The organism is Agrobacterium vitis, from assembly GCF_013426735.1.
Taxonomy (GTDB): Bacteria; Pseudomonadota; Alphaproteobacteria; order Rhizobiales; family Rhizobiaceae; genus Allorhizobium; species Allorhizobium vitis_D.
Genome location: NZ_AP023273.1, coordinates 157,111 through 178,876 on the forward strand (window position 1 = coordinate 157,111; position 21,766 = coordinate 178,876).

Genomic DNA, 21,766 nt, shown 5'->3' on the forward strand with positions numbered 1-21,766 from the left:
TTGCGTCTTACCCCCTATCGCGCTTGATCACGATATTACGAGAGAAACTGTTTGAACATCCCGTCTTTGTCGGAAAGCTCTTCAAAACTCCCGGTTTCGACAAGATTTCCTTTGTCGAACACGAGTATCCTGTCAAAAAGCCCGCTTATATCCGCATTTGGCAAAACCCAGATGATCGAGGGCCGCTGACCGCCGCAATGCAGGTCCTGCATGATGTGGCTGACGATCTTATCCTGCGCCCGCTGATCGAGCGCCGACAAGGGCCTGTTGAAGATGAAATAATCCGATCGCTTCAGCAGCGCCCGCGCCAGATTGAGCTTCTGGCGCTGGACAGCGGTTAACCGCCGCCCCTGCGAGCCGACGTCAAAATCCAGCCCGATTGACAGCACGCTTTCGGCAAGGCCGAGGTCTCTAAAAATGTCGCGAATAATCGCACGGATTCGGTCAGAAGCATCGGCTTCACGCACAGCCAGCCGCCCAAACAGCACATTGTCCATCAACGATGCCGACAGGGTGAACCTTTCTGCATCATGACGCTCGATCTTTTCAGCCAGATCGTCCGGAATCCCGGCATGGAACTGCTGGCGCGCATCGACGATCTTGTCCATCAACTCCTGCGTCAAAAGGCCGAAACGATGGCGCGGCTCGATATAGGCAAAGCTGAGGCGGATAATGCTGCTGCGCTCGCTGGCCGAGGCTTGAGTTGCGGACGTGCCATGGAGCTTTTGCAGCAAAGCCTCGTAGACGGGAAGATCCTCCGCGCTCATGAAGGTCAATTGCTGGAAAAACGGATGGTCGGGCGGAAGGTCTCGAAACAGTTCGACCGCATTCGCCGCGATTTCAAGCCCCATCGCGTAGAACGCATCGCCAATGCCGGTGTCACGCATCACCTTGCGAAAATAAGGATGGGCCGCCAGCCTTTGGCCGTTGATCATCAAGGGTTTCATCTTGCCGAAAAGCAGATTTTCACCCACTGTCGCCTGGCTGTTATAGGCATCGGCCTCGAAGGGTACGACAATGTCGTCCAGATCCTCGTCGTGCAATCGGCGGCGCAGCGCATGGCGGATCTCGACGATCCGCTCTGTCAACTCCTGATGGGCAAGCGTATCCACTTGCGAACGCAGGGCGAGATCGAAAATATCCTCCGAAATCGTCACCGCATCTAGAACCGGACGGATCACCTTCAACAGACCATCAGGGCCTTCGGCTCCAGCCGATCGATAATCCACCCAATCGCTGTTGAGATCGAGAAGCGGATTGCCGGAACGCTGCGCCTCCAGAAGATCACGTTTGTTTCTGCGCGCCGCCAGTCCGTCATAAGTGACATCCGTCAAAGGCGCATGTTTCAACCCGTAGAGAAGATTGTCCCGTAGAGTTCCATGGAAGAAATAGGCATCCGAGGACACGAAGGAAAGCCGCCGCCCGGTGACCGATTCCGGCATGGTGAGAATATCCTGGCCGCCAATGCTGATATTGCCGGATTCCGGCCATAGAATACGCCCGAGAGCTTCCGCCAACGCCTCGCCACCGCCACCGTTCTGACCGATAATCGCAACCGTCTCATTGGGGGCAATATCCAGCGACACGCTATTGAGCAGGCGCGCGCCACTATCGTCGCACAGCACCAGATTCGAGGCCACCAGTGCCTCGGAAAGCGGGCCGACCGGCGTGGCCGCGACCGTGTGAACCCGCGCATCGACCAGTCGCTCAACATCGAATTGCTCGACCACCTGAGCATATTTCACCTGGACGTCCTGGCGGGCCTGATCCCAGTCTATCAATTCCTTCAGCGGACCCGGCAGATCCTTATAAGCGCCGATAACAGCGATCAACTGACCGATGTCGAGCCGGCCTTCCAAAGCCATATACCCGCCGATAGCATAGAAGAGGAAGGGCGTTAGCTGGGCCAGGAAGTTATTGATGAATTTCACCATGAACTTCCACTGATAGAGATCGTAGCGGATCGAAAAAATCAGGCCGAGACGGGCGGCAATGTCAGCGCGCTCAAAATTGGATGTGTCATGGGCATGGATCGTATGAATGCCATCGACAATTTCGCCAACCCGCCCGGATAACTGGCGCGCCGTCAGCTGACGCTGACGGCCCAGCTCCAGCAGCCGTCTGCGCATGCGTGGAATGATAATGGCCTGAACGCAGACCATGCCGGCCGCGATCATTCCCAGCCAGACATTCTGAAGGATGATGAAGATCAGCGCCGTCAGAGCCTGCCCACCCAAAAGCGCGGGTTGGACAAAAGCATCGCCGGTAAAGCCACCCAGCGGTTCGACCTCGTCCTTGATCATCGTGGCAATCTCGGCAGATTTGACCCGCTTGAAATGCACGGGGGGAAACCGCAGGACCCGATCGATCAACTCGAAGCGGATGCGGCGCAGCATGCGCTCACCAAGCCGCCCCTTATAGGTGTTGATATAGAATTTGAACAAACCGTTCAGCACGACAAGACACAGGAAGACGACGCTGAGAGCCATCAGCATTTGTAAGCGGTTAAGCTCGAAACCGCTGAAGATTTCCAGATGTCCGATCCATGGCAGGTCGAAGGCAACATGCAAGAACGGCTTTGTCGCCCCTGCCTCTTCAAAGCCCTGGCCCTGAATAGGGCCATTGACGATCTGCTTGGGCAGATCGAAAGACAGGAAATAGGGGATCATCGACAGACCGACAATACACAGTATCCACACCTGTTGCAGATAGGTATTCGACCAGATGTAACGCCCCAGGCTTTTTTCCATCGTCACTCGTGAAATGCAGCGCCTGTCGTCCCACGCCCCATGCCGCGCGACAACGCATTTGATCATATATGGTGCACTTCGCGCCTGTAAAGGCGATGACGCGCAGATGACGTTCCAACAGCCCTTCACGTTGGCTTCTGGCCTTCTATGAAGACTGTTTCCCGGCATCCTGTCCCGATTTATTGCAAAAACCGGTCCATCATTGCTTGGGACCTTTTCTGTCCATCCAACTGGACGGCATCGCGATGCAGGAGAATCAAACGCTCGGCCTCCGAAAGACCGGTGCGATGCAGATCGGCTTCAACGTCATCTCTCTGCATTTTAGCCATGAGCGGACCGGGTTGCAAAATCGTTACCCGCTGACGAACCCCCCGCAGCTTTTCCTCACCAAGCGTTATCCAGTCACCAGCGCAATAGCCGGCGAATGCATGGCTGGCCACCACATCGCTTGCATATTTCTTGGTGAGCAACTGAAGCCTTACCACTTCATTGACCGCCGAACCGAAGGCTGAAAACGTCAACCGGTCACGCAGTCCGACATTGCCGAACATCACATTGCCGACATGCAGGCCGAGGCCGTAGCCGATAGGGGCCGCGCCCTTTTTCCGACGCTCCGCATTCAGGTCCGCCAACCGCGACTGGGCCACACGAACAGCCGAAAGTGCCGCCTGACAAGCCTGCCGGGAGGGGTCTTTATGACGGTCGCAAGGATAGACGGCCAGAAACCCATCGCCCAGGAAACTGAGGATCTGCCCGCCATTGCGGTTGAACGGTGCAGCAATCGCATCGAAAAAATCATTCAACGTATCAATATAGGCCTGGCGGCCTTCTTTTTCGGCCAGCATGGTCGATTGGCGCATATCGCCGACAACAAGTGCTGCCCGGATGGTTTCGCCGTCACCCCGGCGGATCTGTCCATTCAGCACCCGCTTACCGGCATCGCCCCCCAGATAGGTGGTCAGCATATTGTTGGAAAGCTTGCTGAGTACAGCCATTTTGGCGGCAACCGCCAGATGGTTTTGAATGCGCAGCAACGCGGCAATCATCTCTTCGCTAAAGCCGTCCTTGGCATCCGTGGACCAGGAACCCAACATGCCCTGCACGGATTGATCGCCGAAGGGCTGCATGAAGGCAAGGTAATCGGTGACATTCTCCTTGCGCAAATCCTCAAAGATCTTGAATTCAACAGGACCTTCGGCGGGAATGCGCCGGCGCAAATAATCGAGATCCCGGCTCAGCAATTGATAATAGGGGCTCTGCAAAAACATATCCGTATTATCGGCATCGTGACGATAGCCTTCAATCATCAGTCCACTTTGTGGCCGCCAGGTAAAGCCAACAGCTTCGTAGAGCGGATGCAGCATGGCAAAGGACAAATGGACCCGAACGATCGGCAGACCGGCGGCGGCAATCCGGTCGCAAAAGCCCCGAACGATGTCCTCGAGAGTGCTACCGGAAAGGGCGGCCTGTGTCAGCCAATCGGCGACTTTCTCCATGAAGATCGCCGAGACCGGTGCCGATATAGTCGCCATGGAAGGTCCTATCAAAAAGACGTGTCGTTGAAAAACAGGCCATGGCCGGGTTCATGATAGGAAATAGGGATCTCCGCCACTCCAGACAATGGCAGCCAACGTCCACAATGCCTTATATACAGCATGTTTCAACAAACGGGAATCGAGACGATGCTGTCGTTTTGTTTTCGCATCGGATTTTTTCGCCGCAGATTATGTTTTGCCCACCTCGGAAAGGTTGAGCGCATTGCGTGTCGCCTCATTCAGGATGAAGACTTTTAGCGGCTCCGCACGACCGCGAATGGAAATTTCCCGTCCGGCGCTTTCCGGCACCACAAGCCCCGCCAGAGTAGCGACGGGTTCGGAAATCACCAGTTGCGTTTCGAATTCCTTGGCCACCGATTCCAGCCGGCTGGCGACATTGACGGTATCGCCAATCGCAGTGAGATTACGAACGCTGCCGTAACCCAGTGTTCCCACCACAGCCGGACCCGTATGGATGCCAATGGCGATCCTGAGCGGCACCTTCAGTTCATTGGACAATTGCCGGTTCAACTCCTCCAGACCAGCAATGATACCACTTGCCGCCTTCAGGGCCTGGCGACAGGCGGTTTCGGTCGAACCTGTGACGCCGAAAAGCGCCATCGCGCCATCGCCGATGAATTTATCCAGCCGCCCTCCTGCCTCTTCCACGGCATGACCAACCACGGCGAAATAGCGGTTCAACAGAAAGACGATGTCAAAAGGCAACCGGCTTTCCGTCAGCATCGTAAAATGCCGCAGGTCACAGAATAGTACGGCAATATCACGTTCGCGGCCCGGAACCACTTCATGACTGCTATCGACCGTGGCGCTTTGCGGCATCGCCACCATAAGGGGCATGACTGTGAGGTTCGCCCTGGGCCGAAGCTGGCAGGCAAGCCGCACACCGGGGCCAGCCTTGATCCGGTTGAGCGTACCTTGCTCCAGCGTTTCAGCGGGCGGCAAAAGCTGCTCCCCATCGATAACCTGGACACGGCAGGTCGAGCACTGGCCCTTTCCGCCGCACACGGCATAATGCGGTTGCCCAGCCAGACGGCTGGCCTCAAGCAGCGTGAAACCACGCGGCACCCTGACCGTTTCACCGTTCGGATAACGGACGGTGATCAGATGCGCCCGCTCGGTCAGTCTGCGGGCAATGCGCAAAGCGACGACAACGCCGATAGACAGGAAAAACAATCCGTAAAGTGCCAGACGGATAATCCGGATCCATCCCGCTTGGCTGGATGTCAAGGCGGCCGGCTCGTAATAACCGCCCGGATAACCGCTCAACCAGAAGGTTGGACTGGCAATCGTTCGGCCCATCTCGACAAAGCCGAGTAGGGACAGGATCGGCAGCAGAATGGCCACCGTCAGGAAGCCCGTTTTGGACCTTTCATACCATGGCCGGAAGCGCAGCCAAAAATGGACTCCAATACATCCATGCAGCCATAAAATAACAATGGCCAGCGACTGGCGCCATCCATCGACAGGCGACTTACTCCACATGGAATGGACGACAGACTGATAATTGTCACGCAGATGAAAGAGCGAGGAGGCAATCCTGGTTGCAACAATATGGTCGATGATCAGCAGCGGCACAACCAGACCAAGCACGATCTGCAACGCTTCGGATTTTGGCATGGTAAAGCTGCGTCGGATATAGACGGCGCGCAACACCAGACCCATGTGGGTGAGCAAAGAACCGTAAAGCAACACTGTGCCCGGGGGGGTACGCCAAACACCCAGAAACCACAAACGGGCGCGATCGGCAAAATCCACCGAAATCAACCCGGTGGCATGATTGGCCATATGCATGGCAAGGAACAGGAAAATCACCAGCCCCGAACCGAGCCGGGCCTTGCGTATCCGGCGTTCCGACCAGAGGCTTTTTTTGACGTCCACGGCCATAGGTTTCAGTTCTTCAAAGCCACTTTCCGAAGATCCAGCAATGGCAGTTTTGACAGGACCTGTAAATCACCGCCGGGTTTCCTGATTGATTTTATAGATTGTATGACCAACACGGAAATCAAGTTTCCGATTTTTTGCCCATGCAGTCAGATATCAAGAACCATTCCGTCACGAGCCATAAGCGTTGCTGGGAACGCCTCCTGCGCCAACCGTTCCAGCAGTGCCATTTCGCTGTCGGTACGCCATGGGGCGTGATGGAACAGCAACAATCGGCCCACATTTGCCTCCTGGGCCAATTTCACGCCCTGCTCCCAGCTCGAATGGCCAAACCCTCGATAACGCTGCATTTCCGCTTCGGTAAAGGCGGCGTCGTAGACCGCAATATCGGCATTCTCCATCAGCGCCAGCGCTGTCGGATCGAGTTCACCCGGCTGATGTTCTATGTCAAACACCAATGCCAGCACCTTACCTGCCCATTCTACCCGGTAGCCGATGCATCCGCCCGGATGATTGAGCGCAAATGTGCCGATGGAAATACCAGGACGAGGCGTCAGAATATCGCCGGCACGAAAATCATGAAACTGCAGAGAGGCCTTGCAGATATCCATCTTCACGGGAAAATAGGGCGGACTGACGAATTGGTGGATCATCTGATCCGTCGTCATGCTCCCGGCAAGGTGGCCTGACCAGATATTGACGGTGATCTCGGGATTGTAGATCGGCTTGAAAAAAGGCAAGCCGATAATGTGATCGTAGTGACAGTGGGAAAAGAACAGGTCGACATTGCTGGTCTTGTCTCCCATCATATCCAGACCGGCCTGACGAATGCCGGAGCCAGCATCGAAAATAAGCCTGTGCTCGCCGCAGCGCACCTCGATACAGGGCGTGTTCCCGCCGTAAACATCGAATTCCGCGCCGCAGACCGGGATACTGCCGCGAACACCCCAGAATTTCACCTGAAACACGCTACTGTTCACTTTTATCCAAAGAGTTTCGGTCGCGGAATTAACACGATTGGTTTTGTACCGGTTACCAATACATCATTCCTGAAATTACCAAGGATGCAAAGGGAAATGTCAGGTGCCTTATATCTGCCAGTGCGACTTTCTCAAAATTGCTTGCATGGGTTTAACCATGCTCTGTCCTATCGATTACCCGACGCAATCGAATTTCTCCAATTCCTCTTCATACTCCCGCGCACCATCGTCCTTGGCGAAAAGCACACAGGGACCGTTCGAGCCTCGTGGATCATAGGAAAACCCTCTACTGGCAAGGGCCATGGTAATATCGCGTACCCCAGAAAGGCCATAGAGATGGTCATGCAATTCAAGAAAAATACGCTCTATTCCTATAAGCGCTGCATTCCCTAGCAAATCGCGCTCTGCACCTTCTATGTCCATTACCAACACGTTTATCGCATAAGTCTCTATAAAATCATCGATATTCTGCGAAGTAATCGAAATTTCCCGCTCATAAGGCCCCTGGTTGATATCCATCGAAGACATCCACAAATCTTTGCGGATATAAAACGAGTAAGACTGAGGCATCCCTGCGGTCAACAATCCGTGCTGCAATACCACATTGGCAATATCATTGGCAGCAATGACGCGATGGGCGAGAGCCGCCGTCACGGGATTTGCCTCAAAGGTCCAAACCTGCACACCAGGAACTCGTGCTATAAGCGAGGTGATCACTCCTAGCCCTGAGCCCAACTCCAATACTCTGTCATTCTCCCTAACAGCCCTTGACACCCATTTGGCTTCCTTGGCCTCATAGCTGCTGCTGGTTAATGCCTCCCAAATCACCGGGGACACATCATCGGGCGCAAGAGGGACCGATACACCATGTACGTTTAGCATGTTCGTGCAGTATTCCATTTCTACTCGGATTGGTCATATTCAGTATGATCCAAACAAACTCGCGGTTTTGTCTCGTTTTTCTTTTCAGAAAGTCCTACCCACTTTCCTGCCAAGCTCTAGGGCCTCGAAAACTACGCCTACCCTTATCGTGTAAATCCCCTCAATTTAAAAGGCAAAATTCCAGAGATTTTAGAGCCGGCCTCGACAGAATGTGACGCAATTATTGCGAGTAGACACCACTACGAACAGTCCTCAGAGATTATCTCCTCGTGATTTTTCTCGTCACGAAGATGCATTAGGAAACTAACCGGCTCCGGTCGACCAATCAGGTATCCTTGAACCTGTTCGCACCCTAGCCGTTTCACGCATTCAAATTGTTCTTCCGTTTCCACACCTTCGGCTGTTGTGGTCATACCAAGGCTCGCCCCGATCCCCGTAACCAACTCAGCGATAGCAAGAGCATCAGCCCTTGTCGTCACGTCGCGAATGAAAGATCGGTCAATTTTAAGTTTGTCGAATGGGAAGCCTCTAAGGCTGCCGAGTGAGGAGTAACCGGTGCCGAAATCATCCATAGCAATCTGAATTCCGATTGCTTTCAACTCTCTCAAGGTCAAAAGTGTCAGTTCGTTCTTATCAAGCAGAACAGATTCGGTGATTTCCAGTTCAAGCCGATCTGGAGCAAGACCACTAACATCAAGCGCAGACAAAACGGTTTGCACCAGCACCTTGCTGCGAAACTGAACTGGTGACAAATTGACGGCGATTTTGAGATTGCCGCGCCAACTTGCCGCCTCCTTGCAAGCATTACGCAAAACCCATTCTCCAAGTCCGTCGATCACACCGATCTTTTCCGCAACCGGAATAAAATCGACAGGTGAAACCGATCCGCGGTGTGGATGGGTCCAACGTAATAGCGCCTCGTAGCCGCAAACCTCACGCGTCGCGGTCATCGCCAATGGTTGGTAGAAGACTTCCATTTCGCCGTTTTGTAAAGCCGCTTGCAAATCCGCCTCAAAAGACTTTCGGTCTTTTAACCGCGTCTGCATCTGGCTCTCGAACACACAGGCGTGGCTGGGGCCCAAGGCCTTGGCTTCATAAAGAGCAAGGTCAGCGCGCTTGAAAAGCTCATCTGTATCCGGCTCCTCATTAAAGATCGCCACGCCGACACAGGTGCCGATCTTGATCTCCTGGTCTCCGACCTTATAAGTCACACCAAGCTCGTTCATGATTTGCTTGGCAAAATCCAGAGCCAGTGGCTCGGAAAGGCCCGCAGACAAAATAGCAAACTCATCCCCTCCCAGACGGCAGACGAGATCGCCAAGACCTTTGATTTCCGCCAATCGATCTGCGACCATTTGCAGTAGAGCGTCACCGATGTCGTGACCAAGCGTGTCATTCACATCTTTGAACCCATCGAGATCCAGCAGCAGGATGACGGCAGCCGGTCCTCCATCCTTGGCAGCGACCAATCTTGCTTCTAGATCCTGGCGAAACAAAATGCGATTGGGCAAACCGGTCAAAGAATCATGATGTGCGACATATTCCAAGCGATTGTTTTGCGATTTCAACTCCCATGACGCCGCTCGCAAATCGTCCGTCAAGCGCTGCATGCGTCGATGGGCTTTGTCCAGAAGGCCGTTATGGCGCAAAAGCAAGGCGACAAGGACAATGCCACACAAGATAAGCCCTCCAGCAAGGGCGGTATAAACGAAATGAAGATGTCGCAATTCGGCCTGGGCAGCGCCGATCTTGCCAACATCGGCTTCGACAGCAGTGGAAGCCAGCGCCGTGATTGGTGCATCCAGAAGCTCCATTTTTCGCAGGATTGATTTAATCTCCTCCACGTCTAATGTTTCGAAGTGCGCATTGAGCAGTTCGAGAACGTCGCGAAGTTTAACGATTAAGTCTTTGCGTTGCGGATCTTCTTCGATGAAACTCCGCAAATTCCCCTGCTCAAACAACTCCAATCGGCCCAACATAATATCCAGCCGAAGACGAACTTCTTCACGATCGAATTCCCCCACCCCAAGGGCAAGAGTCGCCAGTCGATGTTCGAGCCTCATATACTCGGAAACAGTCTGGCTTACGGCCCATGAATCATTATAGCGGGCAAATTTCTCCAGGGTCGTTTGACGCACGGCTATAACATAGGCGATATAACCGGTAGCCAAGACGAAACAACATATGATCGCACCAAGAAAACGCCTCACACTACGCCTCTATTCTACAATAAGTTTAGAAACCTGCCATGCCGAACGGGTATAATAAATCTGACTCTGAAGTTGAGGATCGCTGTCATAGGGGTAAACGATGAAGAGCGGTCCTTTGTCCCGCACAGGCATATAATTCCCGTCTCGTTTGAAAGCGAGCAAAACATTGAATCGGTTGAAATCGTCGCGCGGAATTGTCGTCACATAATCGTTAAGAGCCACCGCCTTCACCTTGGTCCCCTTGGCATCGACAAAATCCATAAGCGTTTTAAGCGGAATACCTTCAAAAACCGTACGCCCTTCATACCACGGATTGGTGGTTTTAATCACTGTAGAACCAATGGCCTCGAGCATGCCAAGATCAAAAGCAGCTCCCTCCGCCGTATTACGGTTTTCAATATTGCCGGAAATCACTAGGATAGGCTTGCCTTTCGGCTCAGCGAATGTTCCCGCCAGCGCCATCGAAACGGGAGCGACCGACAGCACGATATAGGCCCAAAGGCGGACGAATCTCATTATAATTCTCCTGACGATCAATCGCTAAAGCAAGGACGACAACACCATTTAGAATTCGAAGAGCGTTTTGCCACAGTCGTGGCCGTCCGGCATGTTGGTTCGGTAACTTTTCACTTATTTCATACAAGAGTTTACAAGTGCAATAAAGCATCCAAGGGTGTCTAACCAAGACAGACCGCAACGCAGCGTATTGTAGATTGAAGCACATCTTTGCGAGAAAAATCAGTTTCGCGTCATCACAGTTAAAATCAACAAGACGCCATCGCGTTTCACCGAAAATTACTTAGATATAATAATATATGAGAAAATTCGCAGATACCAGAGGGATCGTTGATTTGCCTAGCCGACCGATTGGCAACTGCAATTTTTCAGAGCAACGACCGACAGACGGTTTGCTCACCGCTCCCCAGCGTACGGAGCAATCCAAGCAATGTCCTGACGTGACAAGAGTGATGATCTGTGTGCAGAAGAACATGGGAAGCCAGGCATTTGAATGGCGAGCAATCCGCTCTACCATCGGCATGAAGTACACATAATATCTGGTGGTTAACGACCGACTCGGCCTGGCCACCTGCGAATTCCTTCAATCAGTTATAATTTACAGAAGCAGCCAGAAAAATTAAAGCACGACAGTCTCTTTTGGGCGCTCGATAAAATGCCCAAAAGAGACTGTCGTGCAGTATTCGCAAGGATTGATTCTAAGGCCCACTAATTGGCAGTTTCCCCTGAAAAACTTCAGACGATAGAAACGGCGAAGATGGTCGGGCCATCTTCGCCGTCTGCCACTTACCAGAGCTTTTTGATAAAGTTCACTTGCAGATAATCACCCTTGAATGAATTCCTGTTGTAGACATCCGTCAGATATTTGATGGTCACGGTCGCACGCTGTGATGGAAAATCAACCGCGACGATGGGACCAAGGCGTATGGATTTATGCCGCCGCCCATCCGTGGCTGGATTGGCCGGAGACCCATCATCATCCTGAATCTGCCATTTCACATTGCCCGCGAGACCAAACTGGTAGCGATTATACCGTTCCGTAACGGCGAAATCGGCCGAGAGGTAATCACCGTCACGATAGGTGTATCCACCCGTCGAGTCATCGCGGTCGAAATTGTGATTGTAGAAGATACGGGTCGAAAACTCCGTCCCTTCCAAAAGAATAGGACGGGTTCGATAGGTCATGGCGACGTTTGGAGACAGAACCCAGTTACTGAAGCCTGGATTGCCAACCTTTTCATTGTCGAACAAGCCCATTGGTATGGTGACACCAACACCAAGACCCAAGGTGAAGCCAACCGGCATCGGCGGAATGAAATCAGCAGCGGGCTTTGGTTGACCAGGAGCGCCAGGAGGCGGGCCTTCATACCAGCTCTTTGACCAGAAGAAGATATCGGAATAGGCGTCGAACCAACCAGTATTTTTGGAAGACAGATTGGCTGGCGTTGTTTTTGTAATCGTCAGATCGTGCTCTCCGTAAACGAAGACCAGAGACGACGCCATTCGCCCGCCAAAAATCTCTCCGTCATAGACGTAAAGCCCACCCAACTGCCCCTGAAAAAGCCTTTCGCTTGTATCAGGGAACATCGAATTTCCGCTATTATCACGCAGCGAGTTCCGCCAACTGCCCCAACTGCCACCGACTGCATAGAAGCCAGCCTCAGGCGGCAATTCCGCAGCCCGGATATCCGTAGAGGCGCCCGGTGTGGACGTCTGATAAAACTCGGCAGCAAAGGCCTGCCCACCTTGAGAAGCCAATAGGCAAGTGCCCATCAGCAGAACTGCAAAATCTAACCGTCTATTTCCCATAAACTTGTCCCACTTTCCCAGCCAAAATAATAGGCCACCCCAAATCCGGCTCTGTCGAATCGCCCTGGGATACGCTCCATAGTAAATCCCAGCCCACCCTAACCGCCTCTTCTTGCTCCAGGCTTGCAAAGAAACACCACAACCCCTTAAGGCATCAATATATTTAAGAGGTTGCGCATAGAGAAGCGTATTAAAGCGAAGCTGAGTACGTCACAGAGGATGACGAAACCTGCGCCTGGTTCGCTTCGCCTCAATGAAGCCCGACCAGCTCCCGCTTGATGGTCACAGGCTCCTTCAACGCCATGCCGAATATCGACCAGATGGCGAAGACGCCGGCTCCCAGCAGCGTAAAAGCTGCAAAACCCGCCATTGCTCCGATCATTCCGCCAGAGGCCGCGGCGACAGCGCCAACCACGAGTGGACAAATGAACTGGCCGATGAAAAACATCGACGTCCAGATACCGGAGGCCCTGCCTCGATAAACATCCGGCAGCCGCGCCATGGTGAAGGCCAAAACCAGAGGCAGCGAAATACCGCAGCCAATATTATTGATGAACATGCCAACGATTCCACCCATCAATGACGTCTGGGTATAGAGCAGGATGAAACCGATACCCTGCAACACCATAGCCGCCGACAAGAGCACACCGATGGAACGCCGCGCCTGAGACCGGAAAAACAGGGTTCCTGCGACGACACCGAAAGATCCGGCGGCGCTGGCGAGGCCAAGCACGCTTGGCTCGACAATGCCCCGCTCGGCGAGGACCAGAGATATATGAACTGGCATCACGTAGAAAAGCAGGCCGCAGATCATCGTCAGGACGAGGCAAACGATAAACCGCGTGTTGAAAAGCCCACCTTCGGCGTCCCGCGCATCCCCGGGCATGTCAGCAGGACGGCTCGATGCGGCCATGCGTGAGGGTTCGAACAACACCATCAGGATAAGCGGAATGAACAGTGCCGTGGCACCATAGACAAGGAATGGCACGCGCCAACCGTAACCACCCAGAAATCCTGCCAGCACGAAACAAACGGTTGCGACAAAAGAGGCCGACCCGAATTGCAGAGATAGCCAGTGCGCCCGACGTTCGCCTGCAAAATAATCGCAGATCAGGGCCGTCCCTGCCGTCATGACACCCGCTTCGGCGATACCAACCACAACTCTCGATGCGATAATTGTATAAAGGCTATCCAGCCAGACTGGCATGACGCCGGCAATGGCGTAAAACAGCATGGAATAAAACAACAGCGTCTTGCGACCGATTCTATCGGCAAGTATCCCGGCAACCGGGGCAAGCAGCGCCACAAATAGTGCTGGCGTGACGAGTGCGATCGGAGCAAGCAGCGACGCATTCGCTACCGAGGAAAAATGCTGAATGATCTGCGGCAAGACCGGCGCGAACAATGTCGATCCGATCGGTGCCAGCCAGGCCATTGAGATGAGTAACACTCCTTGAGGTATACCGGCGGCTCTTTGCATGTCTCTCCTCCTCCATAAATATCCAGATCTTCAAGACTGGTCCGCAATCCGCACACAGAAAATCGATGCGGGGCAGCCTGCCCTACAATCTGTATTGTTTCGAAATGAGGTTCCGCGAATTCAGGCAATCCATTTCAGCTCACGCACTCGCCTCCAAGCTGACTGGTTGATCAAACTGGATCCACCTCTCTTGCAAAAGCTGCAGCGCCGAACGCGTTACCTGTCACACCAAAGACGTCGCACTATTCTCAAATTGATGCCCCCAAAAGCCGAGTCCGGCTCCAGGAATTATGAACATGGACATCATGCTGAATGCGATGCTGCGACGTGATCTCCTTCCCCTCCCAACACAATTGCGTCAGGACCTCCTCATTTCTTTGCATATTGAGGAATATCAAATCGCTAGTCAACAAAAATTATTATATTTTGATAATATCGACAGAATTTCAAATTATGCGTGCATTTTTTCGAATATAAGAGGCAAACACTACTGGTATAAAACGCTCACAACCACCGGGAATTTAGCTTGTCAGCAAGGATTGAAGATGCAGGCAACAAAAGCATCGCCAGCCGCCGTTCAGTGGAGTCATCGAAATCGCTGGCACGGACGATCAGACTGAAGCTGGCATTGATTGCCCCTTGCGCGCAGGTGACGGGCACCGAAATGCCAACAAGACCCTGGTCCACTTCTCCACGCGTCACCGTAAAGCCGCGTTTACGGATGGCGGCCAGTTCAGATGCGATATCGTCAAATGCCCGGTCCACTTCCTCCGCGCCTTTAATGATCTTGCTCAGCTTTGCCCGCGGTAATTGTGCCAGAATGGTTTTTGACGTGGCACCCCGCAACAATGGCATGGGCCTGCCTCGCTCATAGCTGGTGGCGATATCGGTGGCGGGGCTACGATCATCGGCAACGCAAATCACCTGGTCGCGATACAGCCGTGCGATGACCGCGACACAAGGAAACTGAACGGCAGACACAACGTCACGCAACAAGGGCACGCCCTCGCGGATCAGCGGATCGGAAAGGCGAAGACGTCGATCAAATTCGATAAAAACCGCGCCGAGGCGATAATGACCTTCCCGGGAAGGATCTAGAAACCCTTGTCCGACCAACTCCCGTACCGTGCGGTAGACGGTACTTCCAGGCACATCCAGCCGCTCTGCGATATCCTGTATGGTCCACTCGGACGTCTTCTCGTCGAACAGCCTCAAAATATCGACAAAGCGTCCCAGTCCGGCCATGCTTTTCCTCAGAAAGCTGAAAGAATCCCAATATCAGGCAGTTTCTGACTCGCATTTCGAGCCTGGCAAGTCAATCGCCAGCCTGAAGCAGATTTGAATTCCTATAGGCCCCAACACGCATGCCAACACCGGCAGTCATTCTCTACCGCTAAATTTGGCTTTCCTGGCAAATTTGGATTCTCTTAGAAAATGCACGATCCGTCAGGCTATGCTGAAGCGCTCTGACAATGCTTTTCGGGCTCGATTGACCCGGCTTTTTACAGTTCCCACCTCGCATCCGCAGGCAAGGGCGGTTTCATCGTAACTTGCGCCGCTCGCCACCATCAGCAGGGAACGCCGCGATGCTTCCGGCAAGTGCTGCATAGCCAGACCGAGATCGGCGTATAGAACCACCCATTCCTGTGGTGGCTCCATCACCATGCGCAGGTTAAACTCGTCATCCATTCCGACATGCTCGCGCTTGCGCCTGTTATAGGCCGTATAGAAAGCGTTGCGCATGATTGTGAACAACCAGGATTTCAAAGCCGTACCGGCTCGAAACTGAGATGACGAATTCAAGGCTCTGAGAATGGTATCCTGAACCAGATCTTCGATATCGCCATTGGGGCCGACAAGCCGCTTTGCGAAACGTTGCAATGCAGGTAGATGCGCCTCTATTTCGGTGTGAACAGCCGTTGTAAATGCCATCGCGCCGCCGTTGCCAGCGCTGTCCTCGAAAGTTGCCATGAAACAGATCTCCTTCTGCGGGCATCAACGAGCACAGGGCCAGGTTGTTTCTGTACGATACCGCACGAAAGAACTGTGACGTTTGCCATCGGGGTTCTGGCCATGAAAACAAAAAGGCCGCACATTGGCGGCCTTTCAGGGGGAAGAAACCTTTCGCAACGGCGAAAGGTTCGTCCAAAGATCACGCTGCCTTGCGTGCGCTTTTCTTGTTGGCGCTACCTTCGCCAAGCGCCGTCAGTTTTTCGTCCGTGGCGATTTCTTCCTTCAGGGTCGCGTCCAATAAGGCAGCGGCCTCCTTCATACCGAGCTGCAACGCCCAGGCCTTCAACGTGCCGTAGCGGGCAATTTCATAATGCTCGACTGCCTGCGCCGACGAAATCAAGCCAGCATCAAGAGCGGGAGACCCCTTGAAATCCTCCATGATCTCTTCGCCTTCGGCGATGATGCCCTGGATTGCCTCACAGGTCTTGCCCCGGGCATTCTTACCCAGAAGTTCAAAGACCTGTTCAAGCCGCTCGATCTGGCCTTGGGTTTCTTCGCGATGATGAAGAAATGCGTTCCGGCCTTCTTCCGATTGGGCTGCGCGTGCCATTTTCGGCAAGGCCTTCAAGATTTGCTTCTCAGCAAAGTAGATGTCCTTAAGCGTGTCCAAGAACAGATCATTCAATGTTTTCTCAGCCATTTTTTCCTCCGGGGAATGGTGCAATTCCATGGCGTCTTTCCTGTGGCTTTCGTCTGGAACTGCGTGAAAAGTCGGGACGCTTTTTGAAGGCTCCCATGTAGGCCACCCTTCCCAAACCAGGGTTGCAACCTAAAAGTTCCCCGAAATATCAGGCAAGAAACCCGGCGGGTGAAATGGCACCGCAAATAGCCGTTCAACGCAATGGCACCGAAATATCCAACACCATCGTCTTTGCCACGGCGTGTTTAACCGGATTTGGGAACCCGAGCGCGCTTTCGCAGTTCAATATGAAACCAGGCACACCACAACATGCGCCCACACCAAGACCGCGCCTCAAAGACGGGCGCGCCCAAGGCCTTGGTGCCCAAGGCATCGGTGAATGTGGCAAGCCCAGGCGAATTAAGGAAAGGAACCGGATGGACAGGATTGCCGCACAGTATAGCGAAAAACCGGATACCGATGAGATGAAGGCAGCGGTTTTCACCGGGCCGGGACAGATCAACATCGTATCCAATACTCTGCCGCAACCCGGACGGAGCCAAGTACGAATCAGGCTGGAGGGCTGTGGTATCCTCGCTTGCGACCCTCTCTCTCGCGATGGACAAGAGCGAACGCTGACATCTGCCGAACCGGTAGGATTAGATGGCGAAGGATGGGGCGTTATCGACGCGATCGGTCCCAATGTCAGAAGCCTGTCGGTCGGAGACCGGGTGGCGTCACTTGTGCGGTCCGCTTATGCCAGCCACCATCTGTCGGATGCAGACAGTGTCATTTCCCTTCCCCCATTGCTGGATGGCATGCCGTTTCCAGGCAGGTCCCTGAGCCGAGCGATGAACGCCTTTCGCTGTAGCGATATCAAAGCCGGACAAAGGGTGGCCATTATCGGCATAGACTTTGTCGGCGCCCTTCTCGTCCAGCTCGCCTCAAGAGCCAAGGCGCATGTTACAGCCATTTCGCGCCGTCCAGCATCCTTGGCGGTGGCCAAGCGTATGGGAGCGGCAGAGGCATTTACCATAGACGAGCATGGTGCGGCGGACGATTCCGTGCGGATCATCGAAACCGTGCATGAGCTTACGGGCGGATATCTTTGCGACCGGGTAATCGACGTTACCGGCGAGAGCGGGCTGGTCGACCTGGCGGATAAATTGACCAACTCGGCAGGTCGCCTGATCATGGCCAGTCGCCAACAGTCCGACCCGCGCGGAGGAATTATACAGTCATGGAAAAAGCGCGAAGCCGCAGTAATCCAGACAGATAAACACAGTCACGGAATCGGCCCAGAAATCAGCCAGGAAATCTGCGTCGATGGCATGCTTGAAGCGGTGGCGGCAATCATGGACGGACGGCTCGATCCCACATCCCTTTATACCCATCGCTACCGATTGGAGGAGTTGGGTCAGGCGCTGATCGCCGCCCGCGACCAGCCGGATGGATTTATGAAAGCACTGGTGATCTATTGATGAGTGACAGAATTTTGAAAAATGGCCGCGCGGCTGAGGATCGCGCCGTTTCAGCATCGACGATCCTAGCCCAGCACAATGGCGGCCGAACTGGTGCGGAGACAGCCATGCCCATACGTAATCGTCTTCTCAACATGCTGGCGCCTGATGATCTCGCCGCTATCGCGCCCGCTCTCGAACCTGTCGATTTACCGCAAGGGCTGGTTTTGTCGCAGCCTCACGACATCGACCACTCCTGTTATTTCCCTCTCTCGGGCGTCGGCTCGACGGTGATCGTTTCTCCGACAGGCAACCAAAGCGAGGTCGGACTGTTTGGCCGCGAAGGCATGTCGCCCGCCTCTGCCCTGCTGGACAGTGACCGCAATCCCTGCCGGGTGATCATGCAGGTCGCAGGCACTGGGTTGCGCCTGGAAACAGGCCGATTGGTTGGCCTGATGGATAGCAGGCCAACCATGCGCCGCCTGCTGCTTCGATGGGCCTATGTGGTCAATATGCAAATGGCATTCACTGCCCAGTCAAACGCCATTCACTCTATCGATAAGCGGTTGGCACGCTGGATCCTGATGTGCCACGATCGGCTGGACAGGGATGAATTATCGCTGACTCATGAATTTCTGTCGATCATGCTGGCGGTGCGTCGCTCGAGCGTCACCGCCTCCTTGCATGTGTTGGAAGGCGAAAGATTGATTTATGCGGAGCGCAAGGAAATCCGCATTCGCGACAGAGCAGGTCTCGAAGCCTTTGCCGCCGATGCCTATGGCCCCGTGGAACGGGAATATCAACGGCTGTTAGGGCCTATGAGAGATCCACCGCTTGAGGTTTGACTGAGAGCATATCGGCGAGAAGACTGCGAAACGCCGATATGCTTTAACTGGAGGCCAGATTAGCGAGCGACTGTCGCAGGCGAGATCCGCGCAAAGGGCCCGGCAGCGCTGCAAACCAGACCATCCTCTGCAAATTGGATATCCGGCGCAGTTGCAAACAGCGATGCAAGGGCGGAGGTAACATAGCGTGTCCCATAGCCTTGCCGAGCCGGTGTACGGACAGGCGGTCCATTGCTCTCCTGCCAATGGAACTGGAAGGTCGGTTTCTCACTACCATCAACCTCCCAGCGAAGAGCAACGCGTCCCTCCGGGACCGACAGGGCGCCATATTTGATCGCATTGGTGATTAATTCATGCAGGCAAAGCGCCAGCGTCGTTCCGGCTTCACGACTGACAAGCAGATCACTACCGTCAACGGCAATCCGCTCGGTGCCATAGGGCGAAACGATCAGATCAACCACAGCCAAAAGCGAAACATCCTCGCCCCCGGCCTCAAAAACTGCCGTATGGACATTGGACAGCGCCAGCAGTCGCCCATTGAAATCCGTCGCAAGATCGTCAAGGCTTTCGGCACCGCGCCGTGTCATGCGAAAGATTGATGTCACCGTTGCCAGGATATTCTTGACCCGGTGATTAAGCTCCGCCCGCAGTTCCCGCTCCCGCTCGATGGAATCGCGCACCTGCCGCTGGCGCAAGCGCACCAGCAGGTTGGACTGGATGCCGCTGACCAGTTCCAGCGGCGCCACGGGACGTGTATAGAACAAAAGCCGCGCGCCCGGCCAGGCGGAAAGCAATTGGCTGCGGATACGTGTCAGGGGTGCGCCCCGCTCCAGAAGAACAATGATCGGCACTTCAGACCAGTTCGGCTGCCGGGTGAGATGCGCGGCGGTCAGGGCGACGATCTGCGGCGTCAGAGCTTCATGTGACACAATCACAATTCCCGGTGAAGCATCCAGCAACTGGGCGAAGCCCTTGGCCTCCATTACCGCCCGCACCTCGATCAGATGTTCGCGCAAAAGCGCGCCGACATAATCGGCATCCTTGCGAAACGGTGCGCAGACCAGCACCCAATCCAGCTCATCCTGGACCAGTTCCTCCTGGGGCGATAGCGATGTCATTTCGGATCAGGAAGCGGGTTATAGGAAACGACGCTGACGCTACCGCTTTCGATCAGCAGCTCTCGGACATCCAGATCATGGGGACCGTGGCGCTTCTTGACCACGGTGATGCTGCGCCGCAGCCGGCCTTCATGCTCCATGATTCTCAAGAGAAGCACGGTATCGCCGAGGAAGCTGACATCGACGTCAATGCCGACATTCTGACCTAAAAGCCCATGCTGAGCGACAATCAGCATGGTGAGGACACCGGATCTCGCAAGGTATTTCAGCAGGGACTGGATATCCCGCACCGCCTTTTCCCGATGCGGCAATGAATTCAGATAACCCGTCAGGCTGTCGATGACCACGACACGCACCTTGTTCTGAACGACGGCATCCTGGACAATCTGGCCGAACTCGCCGGGTGAGACTTCATTCGGGTTGAAATCACGCAGGATCAGTTTGCCATCCTTATGGAACTGCCGCAATTGCATGCCCAAGCCTTCAGACCGGCGGAAAAACGTTTCCAACCGCTCCTCGAACAGGAAGAGAGCGACGCTTTCACCGCGCTCAAGCGCTGCCGTTGCATAGAGCGACGACATGGTGGATTTGCCCGTTCCGGCCTGGCCGATGACCAGGGTCGTCGTTCCCGCCTCCTGCCCGCCGCCGAACATGTCATCCAACTCGCTCACGCCGGATTTGATCAATTGCGGCTTGGTCGCTTCTGTCGCCGTGCTGGGCATGATGCGTGGAAACACGACAACGCCTGCGCCTTCGCGGATCGCCATGTCATGATAACCGTCAGCAATCGGCACGCCGCGCATTTTAGACACCTCAATCCGGCGCCGGACACCGCCATACTCTTCCAGCGACTTGTCGAACCGGATGACGCCATGGGCCAGACCTTCGACCTCCTCGCCGCTGCGGTCAAGACCGGGCGACTGAGTGTCGAGAAGCAGCGCCACGACCTTTCGTTTTGACAGGAAGGACTTGAAGCCGATCAATTCCCGGCGGAAACGGGGGGAGTCGCCGGTGATCAACCGGATTTCCAGCAACGAATCATACACCAGGCGCTGCGGCTTATGCTCATCGATAGCAGCTTCTATCGCCTTGCGGGTTTCATCGAGCCGCAGGTCGGCGGTCATGAAAATGCTCTGCTCGTCGGCCTCGTCGATACTGCCTGTCGTCGAAAGTTCCTCGACATGAATACCGTCCAGCGTCCAGCCATGGGAAACCGCAATAGAGCGCAATTCGGCAGCACTTTGGGACAGCGTCACATAAAGACAGCTCTCGCCCGCTTCAACACCGGCCCGCAGGAACTGTATGGCTGCGGTGGTTTTACCCGATCCGGGAGCGCCTTGAAGCATGAACAGGTTCGGTAAGGGCAATCCGCCGCGGAGAATTTCGTCCAGTCCTGCGATGCCGGTACTGGCAACCGCAGCTTTTTTGCGTGGTGGCATATCTGTCTTCCATGACCATGCAGGCAAATGCATCGTTCAAAAGAGGGGGAATAATATCTCGATGCCGCATAGTTCCGTTAACCCGGGACGATTGCGGGAATTCTACGGCAGAATTTTTTAGCTTTAAGTCAATGTCCACCCTGATTCAAACCCGCCCTCAATGAGCGATGCGGGAACTTTATATTTGTCTTGTGCAAAATTTCAATAA

General features: G+C 54.2%; 16 protein-coding genes. 2 read left to right on the plus strand and 14 right to left on the minus strand.

Translation table 11 applies throughout. The annotated features are described in order from the left end of the window. Positions 1 to 35: 35 nt before the first annotated feature. The 12 genes from H1Y61_RS18180 to H1Y61_RS18235 all read right to left on the minus strand — a co-directional run bounded on the left by H1Y61_RS18180 (position 36) and on the right by H1Y61_RS18235 (position 16,717). The gene (locus tag H1Y61_RS18180) at positions 36 to 2,750 is read right to left on the minus strand and encodes an ABC transporter transmembrane domain-containing protein (RefSeq protein ID WP_180574950.1); all 2,715 of its coding nucleotides are present in this window, start codon (positions 2,748 to 2,750) and stop codon (positions 36 to 38) included. A gap of 179 nt (positions 2,751 to 2,929) precedes the next feature. After that, on the minus strand, positions 2,930 to 4,282 hold the full coding sequence (locus H1Y61_RS18185; RefSeq protein WP_180574951.1) for an adenylate/guanylate cyclase domain-containing protein: 1,353 nt from the start codon (positions 4,280 to 4,282) through the stop codon (positions 2,930 to 2,932). 192 nt (positions 4,283 to 4,474) lie between these two features. Then, positions 4,475 to 6,190 carry an adenylate/guanylate cyclase domain-containing protein gene (locus H1Y61_RS18190; RefSeq protein ID WP_180574952.1) on the minus strand — a complete coding sequence of 572 codons (1,716 nt, stop codon included), beginning with the start codon at positions 6,188 to 6,190 and terminating at the stop codon, positions 4,475 to 4,477. A 146-nt stretch (positions 6,191 to 6,336) separates the two neighbouring features. After that, positions 6,337 to 7,167 (minus strand): MBL fold metallo-hydrolase, encoded by an 831-nt coding sequence (locus H1Y61_RS18195; protein ID WP_174112563.1) that lies wholly within the window; start codon positions 7,165 to 7,167, stop codon positions 6,337 to 6,339. A 174-nt stretch (positions 7,168 to 7,341) separates the two neighbouring features. Further along, a complete protein-coding gene (locus H1Y61_RS18200; protein ID WP_180574953.1) occupies positions 7,342 to 8,049 on the minus strand; it encodes an FkbM family methyltransferase in 708 nt (235 codons plus the stop codon). A 239-nt stretch (positions 8,050 to 8,288) separates the two neighbouring features. Continuing rightward, a complete protein-coding gene (locus H1Y61_RS18205; protein WP_174112561.1) occupies positions 8,289 to 10,259 on the minus strand; it encodes a putative bifunctional diguanylate cyclase/phosphodiesterase in 1,971 nt (656 codons plus the stop codon). Positions 10,260 to 10,268: 9 nt separating this feature from the next. After that, positions 10,269 to 10,775 carry a putative pterin-binding protein gene (locus tag H1Y61_RS18210; protein ID WP_156636003.1) on the minus strand — a complete coding sequence of 169 codons (507 nt, stop codon included), beginning with the start codon at positions 10,773 to 10,775 and terminating at the stop codon, positions 10,269 to 10,271. Between the two features lie 786 nt (positions 10,776 to 11,561). Next, on the minus strand, positions 11,562 to 12,713 hold the full coding sequence (locus tag H1Y61_RS18215) for a SphA family protein (protein WP_174112560.1): 1,152 nt from the start codon (positions 12,711 to 12,713) through the stop codon (positions 11,562 to 11,564). A 121-nt stretch (positions 12,714 to 12,834) separates the two neighbouring features. After that, complete coding sequence (locus tag H1Y61_RS18220; protein WP_180574954.1) at positions 12,835 to 14,019, minus strand: MFS transporter; 1,185 nt, start codon at positions 14,017 to 14,019, stop codon at positions 12,835 to 12,837. 549 nt (positions 14,020 to 14,568) lie between these two features. Then, on the minus strand, positions 14,569 to 15,309 hold the full coding sequence (locus H1Y61_RS18225) for an IclR family transcriptional regulator (RefSeq protein ID WP_174112558.1): 741 nt from the start codon (positions 15,307 to 15,309) through the stop codon (positions 14,569 to 14,571). 201 nt (positions 15,310 to 15,510) lie between these two features. Further along, on the minus strand, positions 15,511 to 16,035 hold the full coding sequence (locus H1Y61_RS18230) for a sigma-70 family RNA polymerase sigma factor (RefSeq protein WP_234626604.1): 525 nt from the start codon (positions 16,033 to 16,035) through the stop codon (positions 15,511 to 15,513). Positions 16,036 to 16,216: 181 nt separating this feature from the next. Further along, positions 16,217 to 16,717, minus strand: a complete 501-nt coding sequence (locus tag H1Y61_RS18235) for a YciE/YciF ferroxidase family protein (RefSeq protein WP_070165407.1) — start codon at positions 16,715 to 16,717, stop codon at positions 16,217 to 16,219. A 416-nt stretch (positions 16,718 to 17,133) separates the two neighbouring features. Between H1Y61_RS18235 and H1Y61_RS18240 the strand changes: the two genes are divergently transcribed. Further along, the gene (locus H1Y61_RS18240) at positions 17,134 to 18,177 is read left to right on the plus strand and encodes an MDR/zinc-dependent alcohol dehydrogenase-like family protein (RefSeq protein WP_180574955.1); all 1,044 of its coding nucleotides are present in this window, start codon (positions 17,134 to 17,136) and stop codon (positions 18,175 to 18,177) included. Beyond that, positions 18,177 to 19,001, plus strand: coding sequence for a Crp/Fnr family transcriptional regulator (locus tag H1Y61_RS18245; protein WP_322790785.1), 825 nt, complete (start codon positions 18,177 to 18,179; stop codon positions 18,999 to 19,001). Before H1Y61_RS18240 ends, H1Y61_RS18245 begins: the two co-directional genes overlap by 1 nt. Positions 19,002 to 19,060: 59 nt before the next feature. Here H1Y61_RS18245 and H1Y61_RS18250 read toward each other — a convergent pair whose 3' ends face one another. Beyond that, entirely contained in the window at positions 19,061 to 20,119 is a 1,059-nt protein-coding gene (locus H1Y61_RS18250) for a sensor histidine kinase (protein ID WP_180574956.1), read from the minus strand. Next, positions 20,116 to 21,558 (minus strand): ATPase domain-containing protein, encoded by a 1,443-nt coding sequence (locus H1Y61_RS18255; protein ID WP_071203998.1) that lies wholly within the window; start codon positions 21,556 to 21,558, stop codon positions 20,116 to 20,118. The genes H1Y61_RS18250 and H1Y61_RS18255 overlap by 4 nt, the downstream gene beginning before the upstream one ends. Positions 21,559 to 21,766: the final 208 nt, after the last annotated feature.